The sequence below is a fragment of the Bernardetia sp. ABR2-2B genome (genome assembly GCF_037126435.1).
GTDB lineage: Bacteria > Bacteroidota > Bacteroidia > Cytophagales > Bernardetiaceae > Bernardetia.
In genome coordinates this window covers 2,517,766-2,531,229 of sequence record NZ_CP147020.1, presented here as the reverse complement: position 1 = coordinate 2,531,229, position 13,464 = coordinate 2,517,766, and the positions used below count along the sequence as shown (strand labels likewise).

18 protein-coding genes and 1 tRNA gene are annotated in these 13,464 nt (G+C 32.2%); 2 read left to right on the top strand and 17 right to left on the bottom strand.

The window, feature by feature from the left end; all coding sequences use genetic code 11:
- Positions 1-144 precede the first annotated feature (144 nt).
- From WAF17_RS10690 to WAF17_RS10640, 11 genes are all read right to left on the bottom strand, one after another.
- Positions 145-1,314, bottom strand: a complete 1,170-nt coding sequence (locus WAF17_RS10690) for a hypothetical protein (RefSeq protein ID WP_338769854.1) — start codon at positions 1,312-1,314, stop codon at positions 145-147.
- Positions 1,311-1,586, bottom strand: coding sequence for a hypothetical protein (locus WAF17_RS10685; RefSeq protein WP_338769852.1), 276 nt, complete (start codon positions 1,584-1,586; stop codon positions 1,311-1,313). Before WAF17_RS10685 ends, WAF17_RS10690 begins: the two co-directional genes overlap by 4 nt.
- Positions 1,583-1,729, bottom strand: coding sequence for a hypothetical protein (locus tag WAF17_RS10680; RefSeq protein ID WP_338769850.1), 147 nt, complete (start codon positions 1,727-1,729; stop codon positions 1,583-1,585). Before WAF17_RS10680 ends, WAF17_RS10685 begins: the two co-directional genes overlap by 4 nt.
- Complete coding sequence (locus WAF17_RS10675; RefSeq protein ID WP_338769848.1) at positions 1,723-1,977, bottom strand: hypothetical protein; 255 nt, start codon at positions 1,975-1,977, stop codon at positions 1,723-1,725. The genes WAF17_RS10680 and WAF17_RS10675 overlap by 7 nt, the downstream gene beginning before the upstream one ends.
- Before the next feature lie 11 nt (positions 1,978-1,988).
- Positions 1,989-2,183, bottom strand: coding sequence for a hypothetical protein (locus tag WAF17_RS10670; RefSeq protein WP_338769847.1), 195 nt, complete (start codon positions 2,181-2,183; stop codon positions 1,989-1,991).
- 21 nt (positions 2,184-2,204) lie between these two features.
- Positions 2,205-2,456, bottom strand: coding sequence for a hypothetical protein (locus tag WAF17_RS10665; protein WP_338769844.1), 252 nt, complete (start codon positions 2,454-2,456; stop codon positions 2,205-2,207).
- A 25-nt stretch (positions 2,457-2,481) separates the two neighbouring features.
- Positions 2,482-2,622 (bottom strand): hypothetical protein, encoded by a 141-nt coding sequence (locus tag WAF17_RS10660; protein ID WP_338769841.1) that lies wholly within the window; start codon positions 2,620-2,622, stop codon positions 2,482-2,484.
- An 88-nt stretch (positions 2,623-2,710) separates the two neighbouring features.
- Positions 2,711-2,792 (bottom strand) — tRNA-Pro (locus tag WAF17_RS10655).
- Between the two features lie 120 nt (positions 2,793-2,912).
- Complete coding sequence (locus tag WAF17_RS10650) at positions 2,913-3,350, bottom strand: hypothetical protein (RefSeq protein ID WP_338769838.1); 438 nt, start codon at positions 3,348-3,350, stop codon at positions 2,913-2,915.
- A 60-nt stretch (positions 3,351-3,410) separates the two neighbouring features.
- A complete protein-coding gene (locus WAF17_RS10645) occupies positions 3,411-3,635 on the bottom strand; it encodes a hypothetical protein (protein WP_338769836.1) in 225 nt (74 codons plus the stop codon).
- 52 nt (positions 3,636-3,687) lie between these two features.
- On the bottom strand, positions 3,688-4,065 hold the full coding sequence (locus WAF17_RS10640) for a hypothetical protein (RefSeq protein WP_338769833.1): 378 nt from the start codon (positions 4,063-4,065) through the stop codon (positions 3,688-3,690).
- A gap of 147 nt (positions 4,066-4,212) precedes the next feature.
- Here WAF17_RS10640 and WAF17_RS10635 point away from each other — a divergent pair, with 147 nt between their 5' ends.
- Positions 4,213-4,713, top strand: coding sequence for a helix-turn-helix transcriptional regulator (locus tag WAF17_RS10635; RefSeq protein ID WP_338769829.1), 501 nt, complete (start codon positions 4,213-4,215; stop codon positions 4,711-4,713).
- Between the two features lie 251 nt (positions 4,714-4,964).
- Here WAF17_RS10635 and WAF17_RS10630 read toward each other — a convergent pair whose 3' ends face one another.
- The 4 genes from WAF17_RS10630 to WAF17_RS10615 form a co-directional block, all read right to left on the bottom strand.
- Complete coding sequence (locus tag WAF17_RS10630; RefSeq protein WP_338769827.1) at positions 4,965-5,750, bottom strand: hypothetical protein; 786 nt, start codon at positions 5,748-5,750, stop codon at positions 4,965-4,967.
- 123 nt (positions 5,751-5,873) lie between these two features.
- A complete protein-coding gene (locus WAF17_RS10625) occupies positions 5,874-6,503 on the bottom strand; it encodes a hypothetical protein (RefSeq protein WP_338769826.1) in 630 nt (209 codons plus the stop codon).
- A 14-nt stretch (positions 6,504-6,517) separates the two neighbouring features.
- Positions 6,518-7,948 (bottom strand): Asp-tRNA(Asn)/Glu-tRNA(Gln) amidotransferase subunit GatA, encoded by a 1,431-nt coding sequence (gene gatA, locus WAF17_RS10620; protein ID WP_338769823.1) that lies wholly within the window; start codon positions 7,946-7,948, stop codon positions 6,518-6,520.
- A 201-nt stretch (positions 7,949-8,149) separates the two neighbouring features.
- Complete coding sequence (locus WAF17_RS10615) at positions 8,150-8,371, bottom strand: twin-arginine translocase TatA/TatE family subunit (RefSeq protein WP_338769821.1); 222 nt, start codon at positions 8,369-8,371, stop codon at positions 8,150-8,152.
- A 266-nt stretch (positions 8,372-8,637) separates the two neighbouring features.
- On the opposite strand from WAF17_RS10615, the gene WAF17_RS10610 reads away from it, so the two are divergent.
- On the top strand, positions 8,638-11,223 hold the full coding sequence (locus WAF17_RS10610; RefSeq protein ID WP_338769819.1) for a serine hydrolase: 2,586 nt from the start codon (positions 8,638-8,640) through the stop codon (positions 11,221-11,223).
- A gap of 66 nt (positions 11,224-11,289) precedes the next feature.
- Here WAF17_RS10610 and WAF17_RS10605 read toward each other — a convergent pair whose 3' ends face one another.
- A complete protein-coding gene (locus WAF17_RS10605) occupies positions 11,290-12,309 on the bottom strand; it encodes a polyprenyl synthetase family protein (protein WP_338769818.1) in 1,020 nt (339 codons plus the stop codon).
- A gap of 145 nt (positions 12,310-12,454) precedes the next feature.
- Entirely contained in the window at positions 12,455-13,372 is a 918-nt protein-coding gene (locus tag WAF17_RS10600; RefSeq protein ID WP_338769817.1) for a rhomboid family intramembrane serine protease, read from the bottom strand.
- Between the last annotated feature and the right edge of the window lie 92 nt (positions 13,373-13,464).

The window sequence follows — 13,464 nt, the reverse complement described above, 5'->3', positions numbered from 1 at the left end:
CGTTTGTGTAACACTTGTGTAACGGATAATCCTATCCGTTTTTATCCGTTACAAAAACCTCTTTATAGCCGTTCTAGGCGTTAATAGCCGTTACAAACCGTTACAGTTATCCGTTACACGATTTTTTGATGAACATTTTTTTTCTCATCGGTACACTTGTCCTTTTGTTCCTGTTCCAATGTTGCGATGATGTATTACTCTACAATTATTGGAGCAAAAAACGGCATCAGAACGCTTATGTGATAAGCTAGTTCCACAGTTCCTACAAACGTGATTCTGACTACTTGCTTGAGGGTCATTATTTCTATTCTGACTACCAAATCCAATCGGATTTTTATGTTGGTGTTGAGCTTGAAACCCTCCTAAACTTGCCTGTTGATATTGAACCTCTGGAAAGATAACAACTGGAGGTATGACATTGAAAGCAACGCCTTCATCAAGTGCAAAACGATAATATGAATATTCATAGAAGTAGCCATAAATACAAAGTATTTCTAGTATCAGAATTACGACTGCTGCAATGAGCGCATTCTTTGAACTGTCTTTGTCATTGGCAGAAAGTGAGCTTTTAGTATCTGCTTTAATTTCAGATAAAGCTGCTGTTTGCATTTCTAAAAGTTTATTTTTCTGTTCTTGTGCTTCTTTCAAGTCTTTTCTAGCAGTTATGGCTTGCCAACTTGTTTTGTGTTTTTTGAGAGTTTCATTCGCACTATTGATAAGTAGGTCATAACTACTTATTTGTTCGGAAAAACTAGCTTTTATACTGTCAGCTTCTTGGTTAGAAGTAGCCGTAATTTCTGAACTCTTATCTTGGAGAGTAGCCGAAATATGCGCTCCACCTGTTGCCGAAATAACAATACTGGCAAGTGTACAAGTGAGCAAACCAATCCACGACATGGTACTTGCTTTGTCTCCTATGGCTCTTGATTGAGCAATAGATTGAGCAGATTCAGCTTTCATTTTTTCAAGGGCGTAGAATATTCCTACTGAAAAAAGCCCTATCAGAATAGCCATTGCTATCATTTCTACGCTGTCAAAGTTGGGGGCAAAGGTTTTGCCTACCAAATAAGCTGTTATCAATCCTAAAAGGAAAGAAACAATATGATAGAAGCCTTTTAAAGACTTTACTATTTTGAACGAACCACGCCTTTTTTGGGCTTGTGTGGTCGGTGTGAGTTTTTGGGCTGCTTCTTCATAGTAGCCTTTAGCTCGTGTTTCATTCAGAGCCTGTTGGAATGGGTCGCCACTATGATTTTCACTTGGCTTCTTTCCTAGTCCTCCAAAGGCTTGCAGTATTTTGTCAGTTGCTTTCATAGTTCTTGTTGTTCTAAATATTTCTCAAAACTCTCATAGATTTTAGCAGATTCTGGATTTTCCTCTCCCAAACCATACTTTTTGAAGTATTCCAAAGTGGCTATCTCATTTTGCAAATTCTTGTTGAAAACATAGTCTTTGAATAAAAGATGAACTTGCCATCTTTCTAGTTCCAGTTGTATGAATTTACTTTTTTCCTTTCTCAACTGAAAAGACTTTTTGATTAGTAAAAACACACACAAAACGAGTAAAAAAATAAGTAAGTAAGTCATTTTGGTTTAGATTTTAGTTGTTGATTCTGCTTTCGTAGAGCTTCGTTTTCTACTTCTGATTTGGCTGCTTTTCGGATAAAGAATACCAAAATCACAAATACGAAAACAAGGCTTATGAGTAGCGTGTAAATTAGAGTTACCATAGGTTATTTTGTTGCTTTTCATATTCTACATCTACTGCTGTATGTAGAAATTCAATGTGTTTTTCATCTTCATATATTTTGTTCTGAAGACGATAGTTCTTGCGTTCTAGCTCCTTATTTTTTTCTTCTAGTAGCTTTTGTCCCTCCCTTTCTTCTTCAAATGTTTTTCTAAAAAGAACAAGCGTAACAGCCACTCCAAGCATATAAGGCACTAACATTACTATTAAGAAATTTAAAAAGTCTTCCATAAGATTATTTTTTAAGGACGTATTCCGAATCCAGTTATTTGACGATTGTGTAAACGTGTATTTTCGTGGCGTAACTTATCGTTTTCTTTACGCAATGACATATTCACTCTACTTAGTAAAATGACTGATATACAACTTGTAACCACACAGAAAAATGAAAAAGTAAGTTCTAAATTATTTTCTATCAATGAGATAAGATGTTCCATACTGTCAGTTGTTTTATAGTTCTACGGCATTCCTTCTTTAAACATTTCTATCTGGACACCTTTTAAGGCATCTTTTGCAAGACAACAAGCATCTATCAATGTTTGTACTTCTACTTCTGACAGTTTCAAATACGGTTCTGGCTCTTCTGCCTTTCTTGCTTTCCTACACTCAATTTTATGACTTACAATAACTTTCAATGCACGATTCATCGTAACTACTTTAGCATTCCGTTCTTGTATCGTCATTTGGTAGGGTAATCGTTGTTTTGCCATTTTTCTATTGATTTTAAGGTTTACATTACCAGTAGCGATGTTCCCACCAGTCTTGTATTTTCTTTGGCATAAAATCTATGATGATAGAATCAATAAGCATAGCTACAATGATTAAACACACCAAAACTGCCAAAATGTAAATGATAATTTCTACTATGAGATTCATTTTTAAAGTGCTAGTTGATTTTAGTTGGAAGAGAATAACCCCCTTGTTATTCTCTTCTTTACCCAAAAAATATCAAAGTGATATTTTGCACTAGGTAAGAGATTCGAACTCCTGTTTCTGACTGCTCCTAGAGGCTCACATCAGCGTACTAACCACTGTACTAACCTAGCTGACGACTTACTTATAATATTCCCTTTTTTTGAGGACAAAGGGCATCCTCATATTACGTTCAATCGTTTTTTTTAAAGAAGACAGAAACAATATTTTTGTCCTCTCAATACATACAAATACTATCTATCAAGTAGTTTTTTTAGAAACTTTATTTCTACACTCATTTCAGTAACTTTACTCTCCAAGTCGTATGCTTTAGCACGAAAAGCATCTCGTTCTTTGATAAGAGCTTTATTTTCTCTTGTGTATAAATCAATCTGTCCTATTGAAAAATCTTTAAGGTCAGCTTGATATTTCAGTTCTTTATTCTCTGCCAAAAGTTTTTCATACTTCTGTTTGTAGTCTATTTCATTAACAGGGTTTTCTACAATTTCCAGTATGTCCTCATTATCAAAAATGATATAGTTGTAAGAAGGGTCTGAACAATTTTTGATTTGTACTCTATCTAAAGGCTTTAATGAAGCTGCTTTGGCTGTGGCTATTCCTTTAGGTGTTCGTATTTTTATAGTGTCGCCTACTTCTACTTTTTTGATGGTTATTTCTGATTGCGCTTGCATAATTTTGAGTATTTAGTTGGGTTGTGAATGAATATTTTTTTGAAAGAGAGGATTAAAGTTTTATCCTATGTTGTAGTTCAAATCTTCTACAAACTGCTCTGTATAGCTCTCATCTTGAAGCTGAATAATCATTTGTCCATCTGGAAAATCAACAGGCATAAAGAATACTTCATTTGCTTGGCTTTCTTCAAAGAGTGCAGCCAGAGCATAATCATTATTTGGAACTACAATTTGAGGTGTTTCGCCATCAAATTTGATTTTACATTTTTCGCTAACAGCTTCCATAATTTTGAGTTTTTAGTTGGGTTGTGAATGAATATTTTTTTGAAAGAGTAGGTTAGGCATATTTATTCGTAATGAGCTTTTTTTGCTCTACTACCTTATCTCGCCTATTTTCAAAATCTTTCTTTACTGTGTCATTTTTTGCATTTCGCATGGCATCAGTAAGTTGCCTGTACTGGGTGTCCAAATCAAATATGGCTATCTTGTCCTTATCTGAATAGTCATTTCGTTTTGCCATAATAGAATAAGCATTTACTTTAGTGAGTAATTCGGGTATTGTGTCTGGATACAATACAGAAGCCTCCATAAAGACTGTCATTGCATCTTTTATTTTCATTTTTTGACGGTCAATAACCTTCAAAAAATCATCTTTTAGACTGCTGCTTATATCCCTTGCCGTGATTGATGCTAAACCATTTTCAACTTTTTCCATTTGGATATAAAACATTTGTTGATAAAATTCGTAAATTTGTTGAGTATTGTTGTTACTCTATACGACAAATATAGTAAACAGTTACGGATTTACAAGTATTTTTATCGATAAATCTGTATTATTTTTTGGATTAAAACGTAAATACCTATGAATCAACAAGTTAGATTTAAAGAAATTCGTAAACATTTTGGACTAACTCAAGTAAAATTAGGAGAAGAAACCAACACATCTACGGAAACAATCAGTATGATTGAACGAGGAAAAGTAAAAACTATCAATGATAATGTACTAGCATATTTTGACAAAAAAGGAATCAACAATTCGTGGCTCAAGTTTGGAACTGGAGAAATGCTTAAATCTGAATCAGACAATAATTCCGAATGGAAGAATAAATATGAGAAGCTAGAAAAGGAATCAGAAGAGAAAGAGAAAAAAGTAACTTCTTTGGAGAGAAGGTTTATGGAGTTACAAAGTCAAATGAACATTATGTACCAATTTATTCTAAGAAACTCTGACAAGTTAGATATTTCACAGTTAGTGGAAGAATTAAATTTGGGAAAGGGTAAGGCAAGTAGTAGTTCTGCAAATCTATTTGTTTCTTATTCTGCTTATAACAACGTAGAAGCAGAAGAGGAAAAAGTAGCCTAGCTACTTGCCTAAAGGAAGGTATTTTTGATGGGAAACACCATAGGCAACACAAGCCAAAAAATACCTTATTTGCCACAATGAATGGGGTTTTGACTGTACGCTCGCAACCTCTTATCTTTAAAAGCTAGTAATTAATTTTACTAGCTTTTTTTTGTACCTACTAACTTAAAATCTATAATTTTATCTTATTTAAAAAGAAAAAATAATTTTATTTGGTATAAGAATGACTCGTTATTTGCTTCCTCATTAGCTTATTTTACAATAGAAAAAAAGACATCTAATCCATATCCATGATGATTTAGAGGTTCTTGATAGACAAATGTTTTGATAGAGGAATAATCTATTTTCTCATCTTGATATTCCTTTTTAGGCATGTTAGCAAACACAGGTAAATTGCTTTGTGTTCCTAAATGAACAGTAATCAGTTTTACTTTTTGAGTTTCATAAATTCGAATCGAACTAATAGGTAGGGAAGGAATATAGTTTTCTAAATAATTATCACTCAAAAAGTAATTGTTCTTATCTTTCAAACCTTCTAAATCATAGCTCTTGCCTTCATGTATTACTTTTTTAGTTTTTGTACTATCATTATAATTAGTTTTGATATAATTACATTTCTCTTGAAAATCACAAAAAGACAAATATTTTACTTCAAAGAGTTCGATAGTAGGATATTTCTTCAAAATCAATTTTACTACTTTGTCATGATTTTTTCTTAGTTCTTTTGTGTAATCTCTTCCAATAAAATAAGTAGAATCAATAATTTCTGAAGAAATAAGATTTTGATTCAAATCATAGACAGATAAACGATTTTTTAAAGATACAGCAGAATTTGTGCTTATACTGTCATGAATAGTTACATTATACCTTTTACCAATTTCATAAGCAAACCTTCTTGTAATTTCTATATCAACTGAAATAACTGTGTTATTATAAATTCCAATAGGAAATAATTTGAGTTGTTCGGCATTTTCACAAGAAAATGAAGAAGAAACAAAAGTAAAAAAGCAGATTATTATTAAGATGATATTTTTCATAGATATAAGGTTAGGATGTTTTGATATAAAAAAATCGTTCAAGTAATTACTCAAACGATTTTTTGGAAGTTCTATTATACTGAGAAAAACTCTTCATTTTTTAACCTGTTAGGCTATCTACTTCTACTCTACATCCAAAGAGTAGTTTTCTTTAAAATTCACATATTCTTTGTTAAATTTCAAAACAGAATCTTTAGAAACAAGGGGTGTCCAATTCAAATCTTTTTCATATTCATACTCAGATATTTTTGGATTATAAAAATCAACAGTATCAACTAATGAGTCTGAAGAAAAAAATATTATCTGTTCTTCTTTTATAAACTCTTCCATTGAACTATATCCTTCTTCGGTCATTTCAGATTCTGTGAGTTCGACCAAACACTCTCCACATAGTTTATCATCTTTTGTTAGAGTTTTATAACCACATACAGAACAAGTAATTAAAACTTCCTCTTCAATTAAGACCTCTTTTTCTGGAAAAGAATAGATGTAAATTGCTCTAATAAAAACAGCAAAAATAGAAATAAACGAAATTAAGGCTATTATCTTAATCAAAGAAGATTTATTCTTAAATAGAAGAAACAGTCCTGCTCCAATACCTCCACTTAGCCCCCCAAATACTGCTGAATAAAGAATCTTCATTTTACTATCATCAGTAAAATATTCTCCAACATTCATAAAAAGAACAACTGGAATAACTGTAAAAATAGTCATCCAAATTTGCTCTTTTTTACTTTCTTTATCTTTAGTCATTGTCTAATGTTATTTTAATTCATCAACTCATCAGCAAAAGCCAATAATTTATCTTCTGAAAAATAATTTCCCATTATTTGAAGTCCGATAGGCAAACCTTCTTTGTCTGTTCCGTTTGGAATAGAAATCGCAGGAATACCGACCACAGAAGCAGGAACAGTAAACAAATCAGCTAAATAAAGCTCTACCGTTTCGCCTTCGTATTTTCCAATCTCAAAAGCTGTTGTAGGTGTTGTTGGAGAAATAATGAAGTCATATTCTTTAAATACTTCTTTCATTGCCTCTTGTATTTTACGTCTTACTTTTTGTGCTTTCGTAAAGTAGGCATCATAATAACTTGCACTCAAGACAAATGTTCCTAACATAATTCTGCGCTTGACTTCCTTACCAAATCCTTCTGTACGAGTTCTTTTGTACATGGATTCTAAGTCAGTAACATTCGGACTACGGAAACCATAACGAACACCATCATATCTTGACAAGTTTGTACTTGCCTCTGCCGTAATCAGAATATAATAAGTTGGTAGAGCATATTTTAGAAGAGAAAAATCAACTTCCTCTACCTCATAGCCTTCACTTCTCAATTTATCTATTTTGGCTACGGTTGCAGCTTTTACTTCTTCATTCAGTCCTTCACTGTTCAATGTTTCTTTGAAGTAAGCGATTTTTGGCTTTTTGCTTTGCTCTTGTTTTACTAATTCTGAATAATTCGGAACTTCTCTTTGAGAAACGGTACTATCATTATCATCTTTTCCTGCAATAACTTCTAAAGTAATCGCTGTATCAGCAGCATTATTTGCAAAAATCCCAATGCTATCAAAAGACGAGGCAAAGGCAATCAGACCATAACGAGAAATGCGTGAATAGGTAGGTTTCAAACCAACAATTCCACAAAAAGCAGCGGGTTGGCGAACCGAACCACCTGTATCAGAACCTAAAGAAACCATACACATTCCTGCCTGAACTGCCACAGCCGAGCCTCCAGAACTTCCTCCTGGAACTCTATTTTCGCCGATTTCATTTTTTGCTACTCCAAAAGCAGAATTTTCATTGGTAGAACCCATCGCAAACTCATCACAATTCTGACGACCAATGACGATAGCATCTTCTTTCAAAAGACGTTCTACGGCAGTTCCATCAAATTGAGATTCAAAACCTTCTAGCATTTTTGAAGCTGCTTGTAGTTTGTGGTCTTTATGACACAAAACATCTTTCAATCCGACGACCATTCCAGCTAATTTTCCTGCTGTGCCGTTTTGGATTTTTTCATCGACAACTTTTGCCTGTGTTTTGGCTTCTTCTTCATACACTTCTAAAAAAGCATTTAGAGAAGGATTTTTTTCATTGATGACTTTCAAATAATGATTGACCAACTCTACGCAAGTAATCGTTTTGTTATGAATGGCTTTTTGGACAGAAGCAAAGGAATCTATATGAGTTTTCAATTTAATTACGAATTAAAAATTACGAATTACGAATAGAAAAATTGGTTTAATTTTGAATGCTCAAAACAATTATTCTACGTCATTTTATATAAAAGCAAAAATACGAAGGAAAACATAGAACTTACAAAATTCTGTTTGTTTTCTTTCGTATTAATTTATTTTTTGTCTTTTTCGAACAGACTAGGAAGTCCGTTGTACTTTTTAGGCGTCTTTTTTAGTTGTAGAAACATCTTCTTTTTTACTTTCTGCTTCTATTGAGTTTTTTACTTCGCTGGTTGCATCTTTAAACTCACGGATTCCACGCCCTACTCCACGAGCAAGTTCAGGAATGCGCTTTGCGCCAAAGAATACAAGGACGATAAGCATAATGAGAGCAATTTCCCAAGCTCCAAGTCCACCGATAAAGAGAAGTGTATTTAACATAGTTGATTGATTTAAAAGGTTCTGATAAACAGATTTGATACTGCAAAAATACAGATTTTTTGATTAAAAAAGAATTTCTTGTGATTTTGATAGAAGTTTAAGATAAATTAATTTCAGTTTTTTGAAAACGCTCTTGTGAAGATAAAATTTAGTTTTTTTGTCCAAAAAAGCAACCTTTTTTTGCTTTCCTTGTCTATGTATAAAAATAATAATTTATTTTTTTTACATTTTGTAAAAAATCAAACTAACAACCTCTAGCTGAACACATGAAAAATAATCTCATATTTTTATATACGCTGTTACTACTTTTTTTAAATCCATTGCTATCAAATGCTTGTAGCATGTATAAAATTAGTAAAGATGGAAAAACCATTGTAGGAAACAATGAAGATTGGGTAAGCCCCAACAGTCAATTTTGGTTTGAGAGTGGAAATACTGACAATTATGGTGTTATGTATATGGGTTTACTTGATAACTTTGCTCAAGGTGCAATTAACGAAGCAGGTTTAGTTTTTGATGGTTTTGCGAATCCTGAATTACCCGTAAATAATACAGAAGGAAAAACAGATATTCCTATTGGTCGTGCAATTAGAAAAATAATGCAGACAATGGATAATGTAGAAGAAGTAAAAGAGTATTTATCAAAAATAAATTTGAGTTCATTATCAAGTAGTCAGATTGTATTTGTCGACAAGTCTGGAGCGTATCTAATAGTAGAAGGAGATGAGTTAATTATAGGAGAAGATAAAGAAAAAATATTTTCAAACTTCTATTACTCACAAATCAAATCAGAGAAAGATATAAAGCTTGAAAATGTTCAATGTGGGCTAAAATTTATCAAATCCTCAAAGGCTAATGCTTCTTTAGATTATTGTAGTGAAGTCATGAAAAGTCTTTCTAGCTCTAAAACCTTTGGAACACAATATTCTACTATTTATAACTTGAACACTCTCAAAGTTAGAGTATATCTTTTTCATGATTATTCAACTTTTATAGAGCTTGATTTGATAGAAGAACTAAAAAAAGGAAATCATAGAATGATGATAGCTGATTTGTTTTCAAAGGAATCTGTTGGAAACAAGCATTATCAAAAATATAATGACAAAGAAAACCCTACTCGTTTTTTGAAAGAATTAGTAGATAGTTCGGAAGATATAACTGAGAAAGAATTGCAAGAAATGGGTTTCAACAATATCATAAATATGATTGGCTACGAATGGTTAAATGATAATAATAATCCTCAAGCTGCTATTAAGGTTTTTGATTATGGAACTACACTTATGCCAAGTGATGCTAATCTTTTTGATAGTTTTGGAGAAGCCTATTTTGAAAATAATAACTACGAGAAAGCTAAGATAAACTATGAAAAATCACTTGCATTAAACCCAAAAAACAAAGGCGCAAAGAAATTTATTGAAAGAATAAATTTGAAAATAGAGCAACAGAAGAAATTTAAAAAACTTCAAAAAATTATCGACCAATACGCACAGAATACACTAAAAAAAGGGAACATAAACTCACTAGCAATAAGCGTTTATAAAAATGAGGAGATGTATCATAATTATTATGGAGAAATAGATACAAATGCTAATAACTCCCCTACTGATAGCACACTTTATGAAGTGGCTTCAATCTCAAAAGTTTTTGTTGGTTCTCTTGTCGCAAAAGCTGTTGTAGAAGGTAAAATAACATTAGAAGATGACATCAGAATGTATTTTGAAAACGATTTCTCTAATTTAGAGTTTGAAGGAACACCCATCAAGATTAAAAATTTACTTACTCATACTCTTGGATTAAAAAATAGAACACCTAAAAAACTAGAAAAAATAAATGAACAAGTTAGGGCTGGGTACTATGAAAATAAAGAATTTGATTATGACACCAATGATTTATTGGAAGAACTTGAAACTGCAAAATTAGACAAAAAACCAGGAACATTCTATGAATACAACCTTGTTGGTTCTGAACTGCTTACCTGTATTTTGAGTAAAGTATATGAAAAACCGTATAAAGAATTACTTGAAGATTTTTTTGATGAATTAGGTATGAGAAATAGCTATCTACAAGAATATGAAAAACAAAAAGATTACATTATTAATGGCTATGGTGAAGATAAAAAGCAAGTACCTTTACTTAAAAACACTTTGCCTGGTGGAGCATACGGCGTTCTTTCTACATTACCAGATTTGACAAAGTTTATGCAATTTCAATTAGAAAGTAAAAATCCACTCATCGAAGAATCTACTCGTTTTCTGTTTGAGAATGAAGAGGAAAGCATAGGTTATTTGTGGGATGTAGGAGTAGAAGAAGTTGAAGGTTTTTATTATTCTAAAACAGGAACATCGAATGGTGTCCAAAGTGTTATTTTAGTTTGTCCAGAATCAGATTATGGATTGATATTAATGATGAATAATACTTCTGACGCTGCTTTTAATGACTGGGTAAATTTGTATAATAAAATTGAAACAGACTTAATTCAATATCCCAAACTTAATTTAGTTTCTTTATTAAAAACAGATTTCATAGAAAATCCTAAAAAGGCTCAAACAGAGTATAGAAGATTAAAAAGTGATACTACTAACTATGCATTTGGTTCTAATTATTTGAATCGTTTTGGCTATGAACTATTATTTAATAATCAAACAAAAAAAGCAATAGAAATATTTGAATTTGCTATTTCAGAAGACCCAAAAAATGCAAACCTTTATGATAGTTTGGGAGAGGCTTATTTTAATGATAATGACTACAAGAAAGCTCTTCTAAATTATAAAATATCATTAGAATTGAACCCAAATAATAAAAATGCAAAAGATTATATCTCTAGAATTAATAAGCTAGAATCTAATAATTAAATCATTGAAACCAAGTCATTTTTCATAGTGTAACTAAGCAATGCTATGAAAAATGACTATTTATGTTTACTTCTGTCTTTCCTGTATTTGTATCAAAAATTGCTTCAAAAACTCTTTCTGTTTTGGATGTCTGACAGAAAGATTTTCTAAAGTAGTATAAGACTTCTCAAAGTATTGATTCATTTTATCTTCCGTGATTGCTCTTATATTCAATTTGTTATAAATCTGAGTAACAGCTTTTACTTTTTCTGCTTCATCAAAATCAGTTTTATTAATCCAGTTTTGTAATTGATTTTGTCCAGCTTCTTTTTCTTTTTGTAAAGCTGTTAGCATCAAATAAGTTTTTTTGTTTTCTGTAATATCTCCACCTACTCGCTTTCCAAAAGTTTTTGGGTCGGCATAAACATCTAAAATATCATCATGAAGTTGGAAGCCAATACCTGCCGAAATTCCGACTTCTCTAAGTTGCTGTGCCTCATAAGGTTTTGCTCCTCCCAAAACAGCTCCTAATTCTAAAGAAAAGCCTAATAAAACGGCTGTTTTGAGTTTTATCATTTCAAGATATTCCTCTATTTTTACATCGTTCTCTGGATTATTCCGAGTTTCAAATTCCATATCAAACTGCTGCCCTTCACAAACTCCAATCGCACATTTATTAAAAAGCTGCAAAACAGAATGCAATTTATCTGAAGGAATAGACTCTCCAAACCATTGATAGGTCTTGATAAGCATCAAATCTCCTGACAAAAGAGCTGTATTTTCGTCCCACTTCTCATGTGCTGTTGGTTGTCCTCTACGAATAGGCGCATTGTCCATAATATCATCGTGCAAGAGTGTAAAATTATGAAAAACCTCTGTTACGATAGCAGGAGCAACAGCATTTCTCCATTCCGAATCATATAACGAATAACCCAAAAGAACAAGTAAAGGACGCATTCTCTTACCTCCTAGTGACATAATATATTCTATAGGAGCATACAAATCTTTTGGCTTACCTTCTGTATTGAGGTCTTTGATATGACTTTCTAATGCTTTTTGTGCTTCTTGTAAAGAGAATGTTGGAAGGATTTGAGTTTCTTTTGACATTTTAAGATATTTATTTTGCTTTATATATTTGTTGGTATCGTTACACTAAAACACCAATAAAGGCAAGTAATTCAGTAATTTTAATCAAATGTAATTCAAATAGTTCAGACTTTTAGAATCAGAAATATATTAAATACACCTAAAACTACTTTTTACTAGCTTGGAATAAAATCTGTTTTTCTTTTTGTGTGAGAGATTCATAACCAGAAGCTGATATTTTATCTAAAATATCATCAATCTGATTTTGTTCTTCAGTAGATTTTTTTGCTCGTGCTTGTTTTTGTTGATTGTACTCTTCATTACTTGCTGCACTTCCTCCTCTACGAGCTTTCATCTTAGGTTTTCTTTTGAACAGATTTTGAAAGAAAGTAACAAAACTTACCACAGGTTTGCTCCAATCATTTCCTTTTTTATATTGAATAATAAATAAATAACCTATCAAAGCTCCTCCCAAATGTGCCATATTTCCACCTGCATTGAACCCTGCTAAAGAAACAAAGGACAAAGCAACATAACCTATGGCAATCCATTTTAAGCTTACCTCTCCAATCAAAAACAAATTCATTTTCATATTGGGAAGTAATGTTCCTGCTGCTGCTACCACAGCATAAACACCTGCTGAAGCACCAATAAGCCCCAAAGTAGAGCTACGAAGTTGAATAAAGAAAGGAACAAGATTATAAAGCATCAAAAATGCAACTGCTCCAGCCAAAATCCCCCAAATATAAAGTCCTAATAAACGATTCGAACCAATTTCTGAAACTATTATTGAGCCAAACCAATAGAGAATTAGCATATTAAAAAGAATATGAAAAATATCTCCTAAAGAGTGTGTGAAGCCGTATGTAATTAGTGTCCAAGGTCGGAAGGCTAGTTCAGGCAGACTTGGAGGTAAATAAAAAGCCTTAACAGCAAACTCACTCAAAGCAGGTAGATTACCAAACTTTGCCACAATAATAATGACAGCAAAGAGAAGATACAATACCACATTTATCATCACAATACGCATCAAGGTATTATCAGATTTGTTCCACTCGTATTTTATTCGTTCTGAAAAGTCCATAGTTATATATTTTTTTTATGGTGTCACTCGTGGGGACACGAGCAACGGTCTTTTTAAAATTTACTCTTGCCGTTGTTGGTGTCCCCACCAAC

Coding starts and splice junctions, on each gene's coding strand:
- WAF17_RS10645 (WP_338769836.1), bottom strand. CDS start 3,635: ATGGAAGCTGTTAGCGAAAAATGTAAAATCAAATTTGATGGCGAAACA.
- WAF17_RS10685 (WP_338769852.1), bottom strand. CDS start 1,586: ATGACTTACTTACTTATTTTTTTACTCGTTTTGTGTGTGTTTTTACTA.
- WAF17_RS10670 (WP_338769847.1), bottom strand. CDS start 2,183: ATGGAACATCTTATCTCATTGATAGAAAATAATTTAGAACTTACTTTT.
- WAF17_RS10660 (WP_338769841.1), bottom strand. CDS start 2,622: ATGAATCTCATAGTAGAAATTATCATTTACATTTTGGCAGTTTTGGTG.
- WAF17_RS10610 (WP_338769819.1), top strand. CDS start 8,638: ATGAAAAATAATCTCATATTTTTATATACGCTGTTACTACTTTTTTTA.
- WAF17_RS10630 (WP_338769827.1), bottom strand. CDS start 5,750: ATGAAAAATATCATCTTAATAATAATCTGCTTTTTTACTTTTGTTTCT.
- WAF17_RS10600 (WP_338769817.1), bottom strand. CDS start 13,372: ATGGACTTTTCAGAACGAATAAAATACGAGTGGAACAAATCTGATAAT.
- WAF17_RS10665 (WP_338769844.1), bottom strand. CDS start 2,456: ATGGCAAAACAACGATTACCCTACCAAATGACGATACAAGAACGGAAT.
- WAF17_RS10640 (WP_338769833.1), bottom strand. CDS start 4,065: ATGGAAAAAGTTGAAAATGGTTTAGCATCAATCACGGCAAGGGATATA.
- WAF17_RS10615 (WP_338769821.1), bottom strand. CDS start 8,371: ATGTTAAATACACTTCTCTTTATCGGTGGACTTGGAGCTTGGGAAATT.
- WAF17_RS10675 (WP_338769848.1), bottom strand. CDS start 1,977: ATGGAAGACTTTTTAAATTTCTTAATAGTAATGTTAGTGCCTTATATG.
- WAF17_RS10635 (WP_338769829.1), top strand. CDS start 4,213: ATGAATCAACAAGTTAGATTTAAAGAAATTCGTAAACATTTTGGACTA.
- WAF17_RS10650 (WP_338769838.1), bottom strand. CDS start 3,350: ATGCAAGCGCAATCAGAAATAACCATCAAAAAAGTAGAAGTAGGCGAC.
- WAF17_RS10605 (WP_338769818.1), bottom strand. CDS start 12,309: ATGTCAAAAGAAACTCAAATCCTTCCAACATTCTCTTTACAAGAAGCA.
- WAF17_RS10680 (WP_338769850.1), bottom strand. CDS start 1,729: ATGGTAACTCTAATTTACACGCTACTCATAAGCCTTGTTTTCGTATTT.
- WAF17_RS10690 (WP_338769854.1), bottom strand. CDS start 1,314: ATGAAAGCAACTGACAAAATACTGCAAGCCTTTGGAGGACTAGGAAAG.
- WAF17_RS10625 (WP_338769826.1), bottom strand. CDS start 6,503: ATGACTAAAGATAAAGAAAGTAAAAAAGAGCAAATTTGGATGACTATT.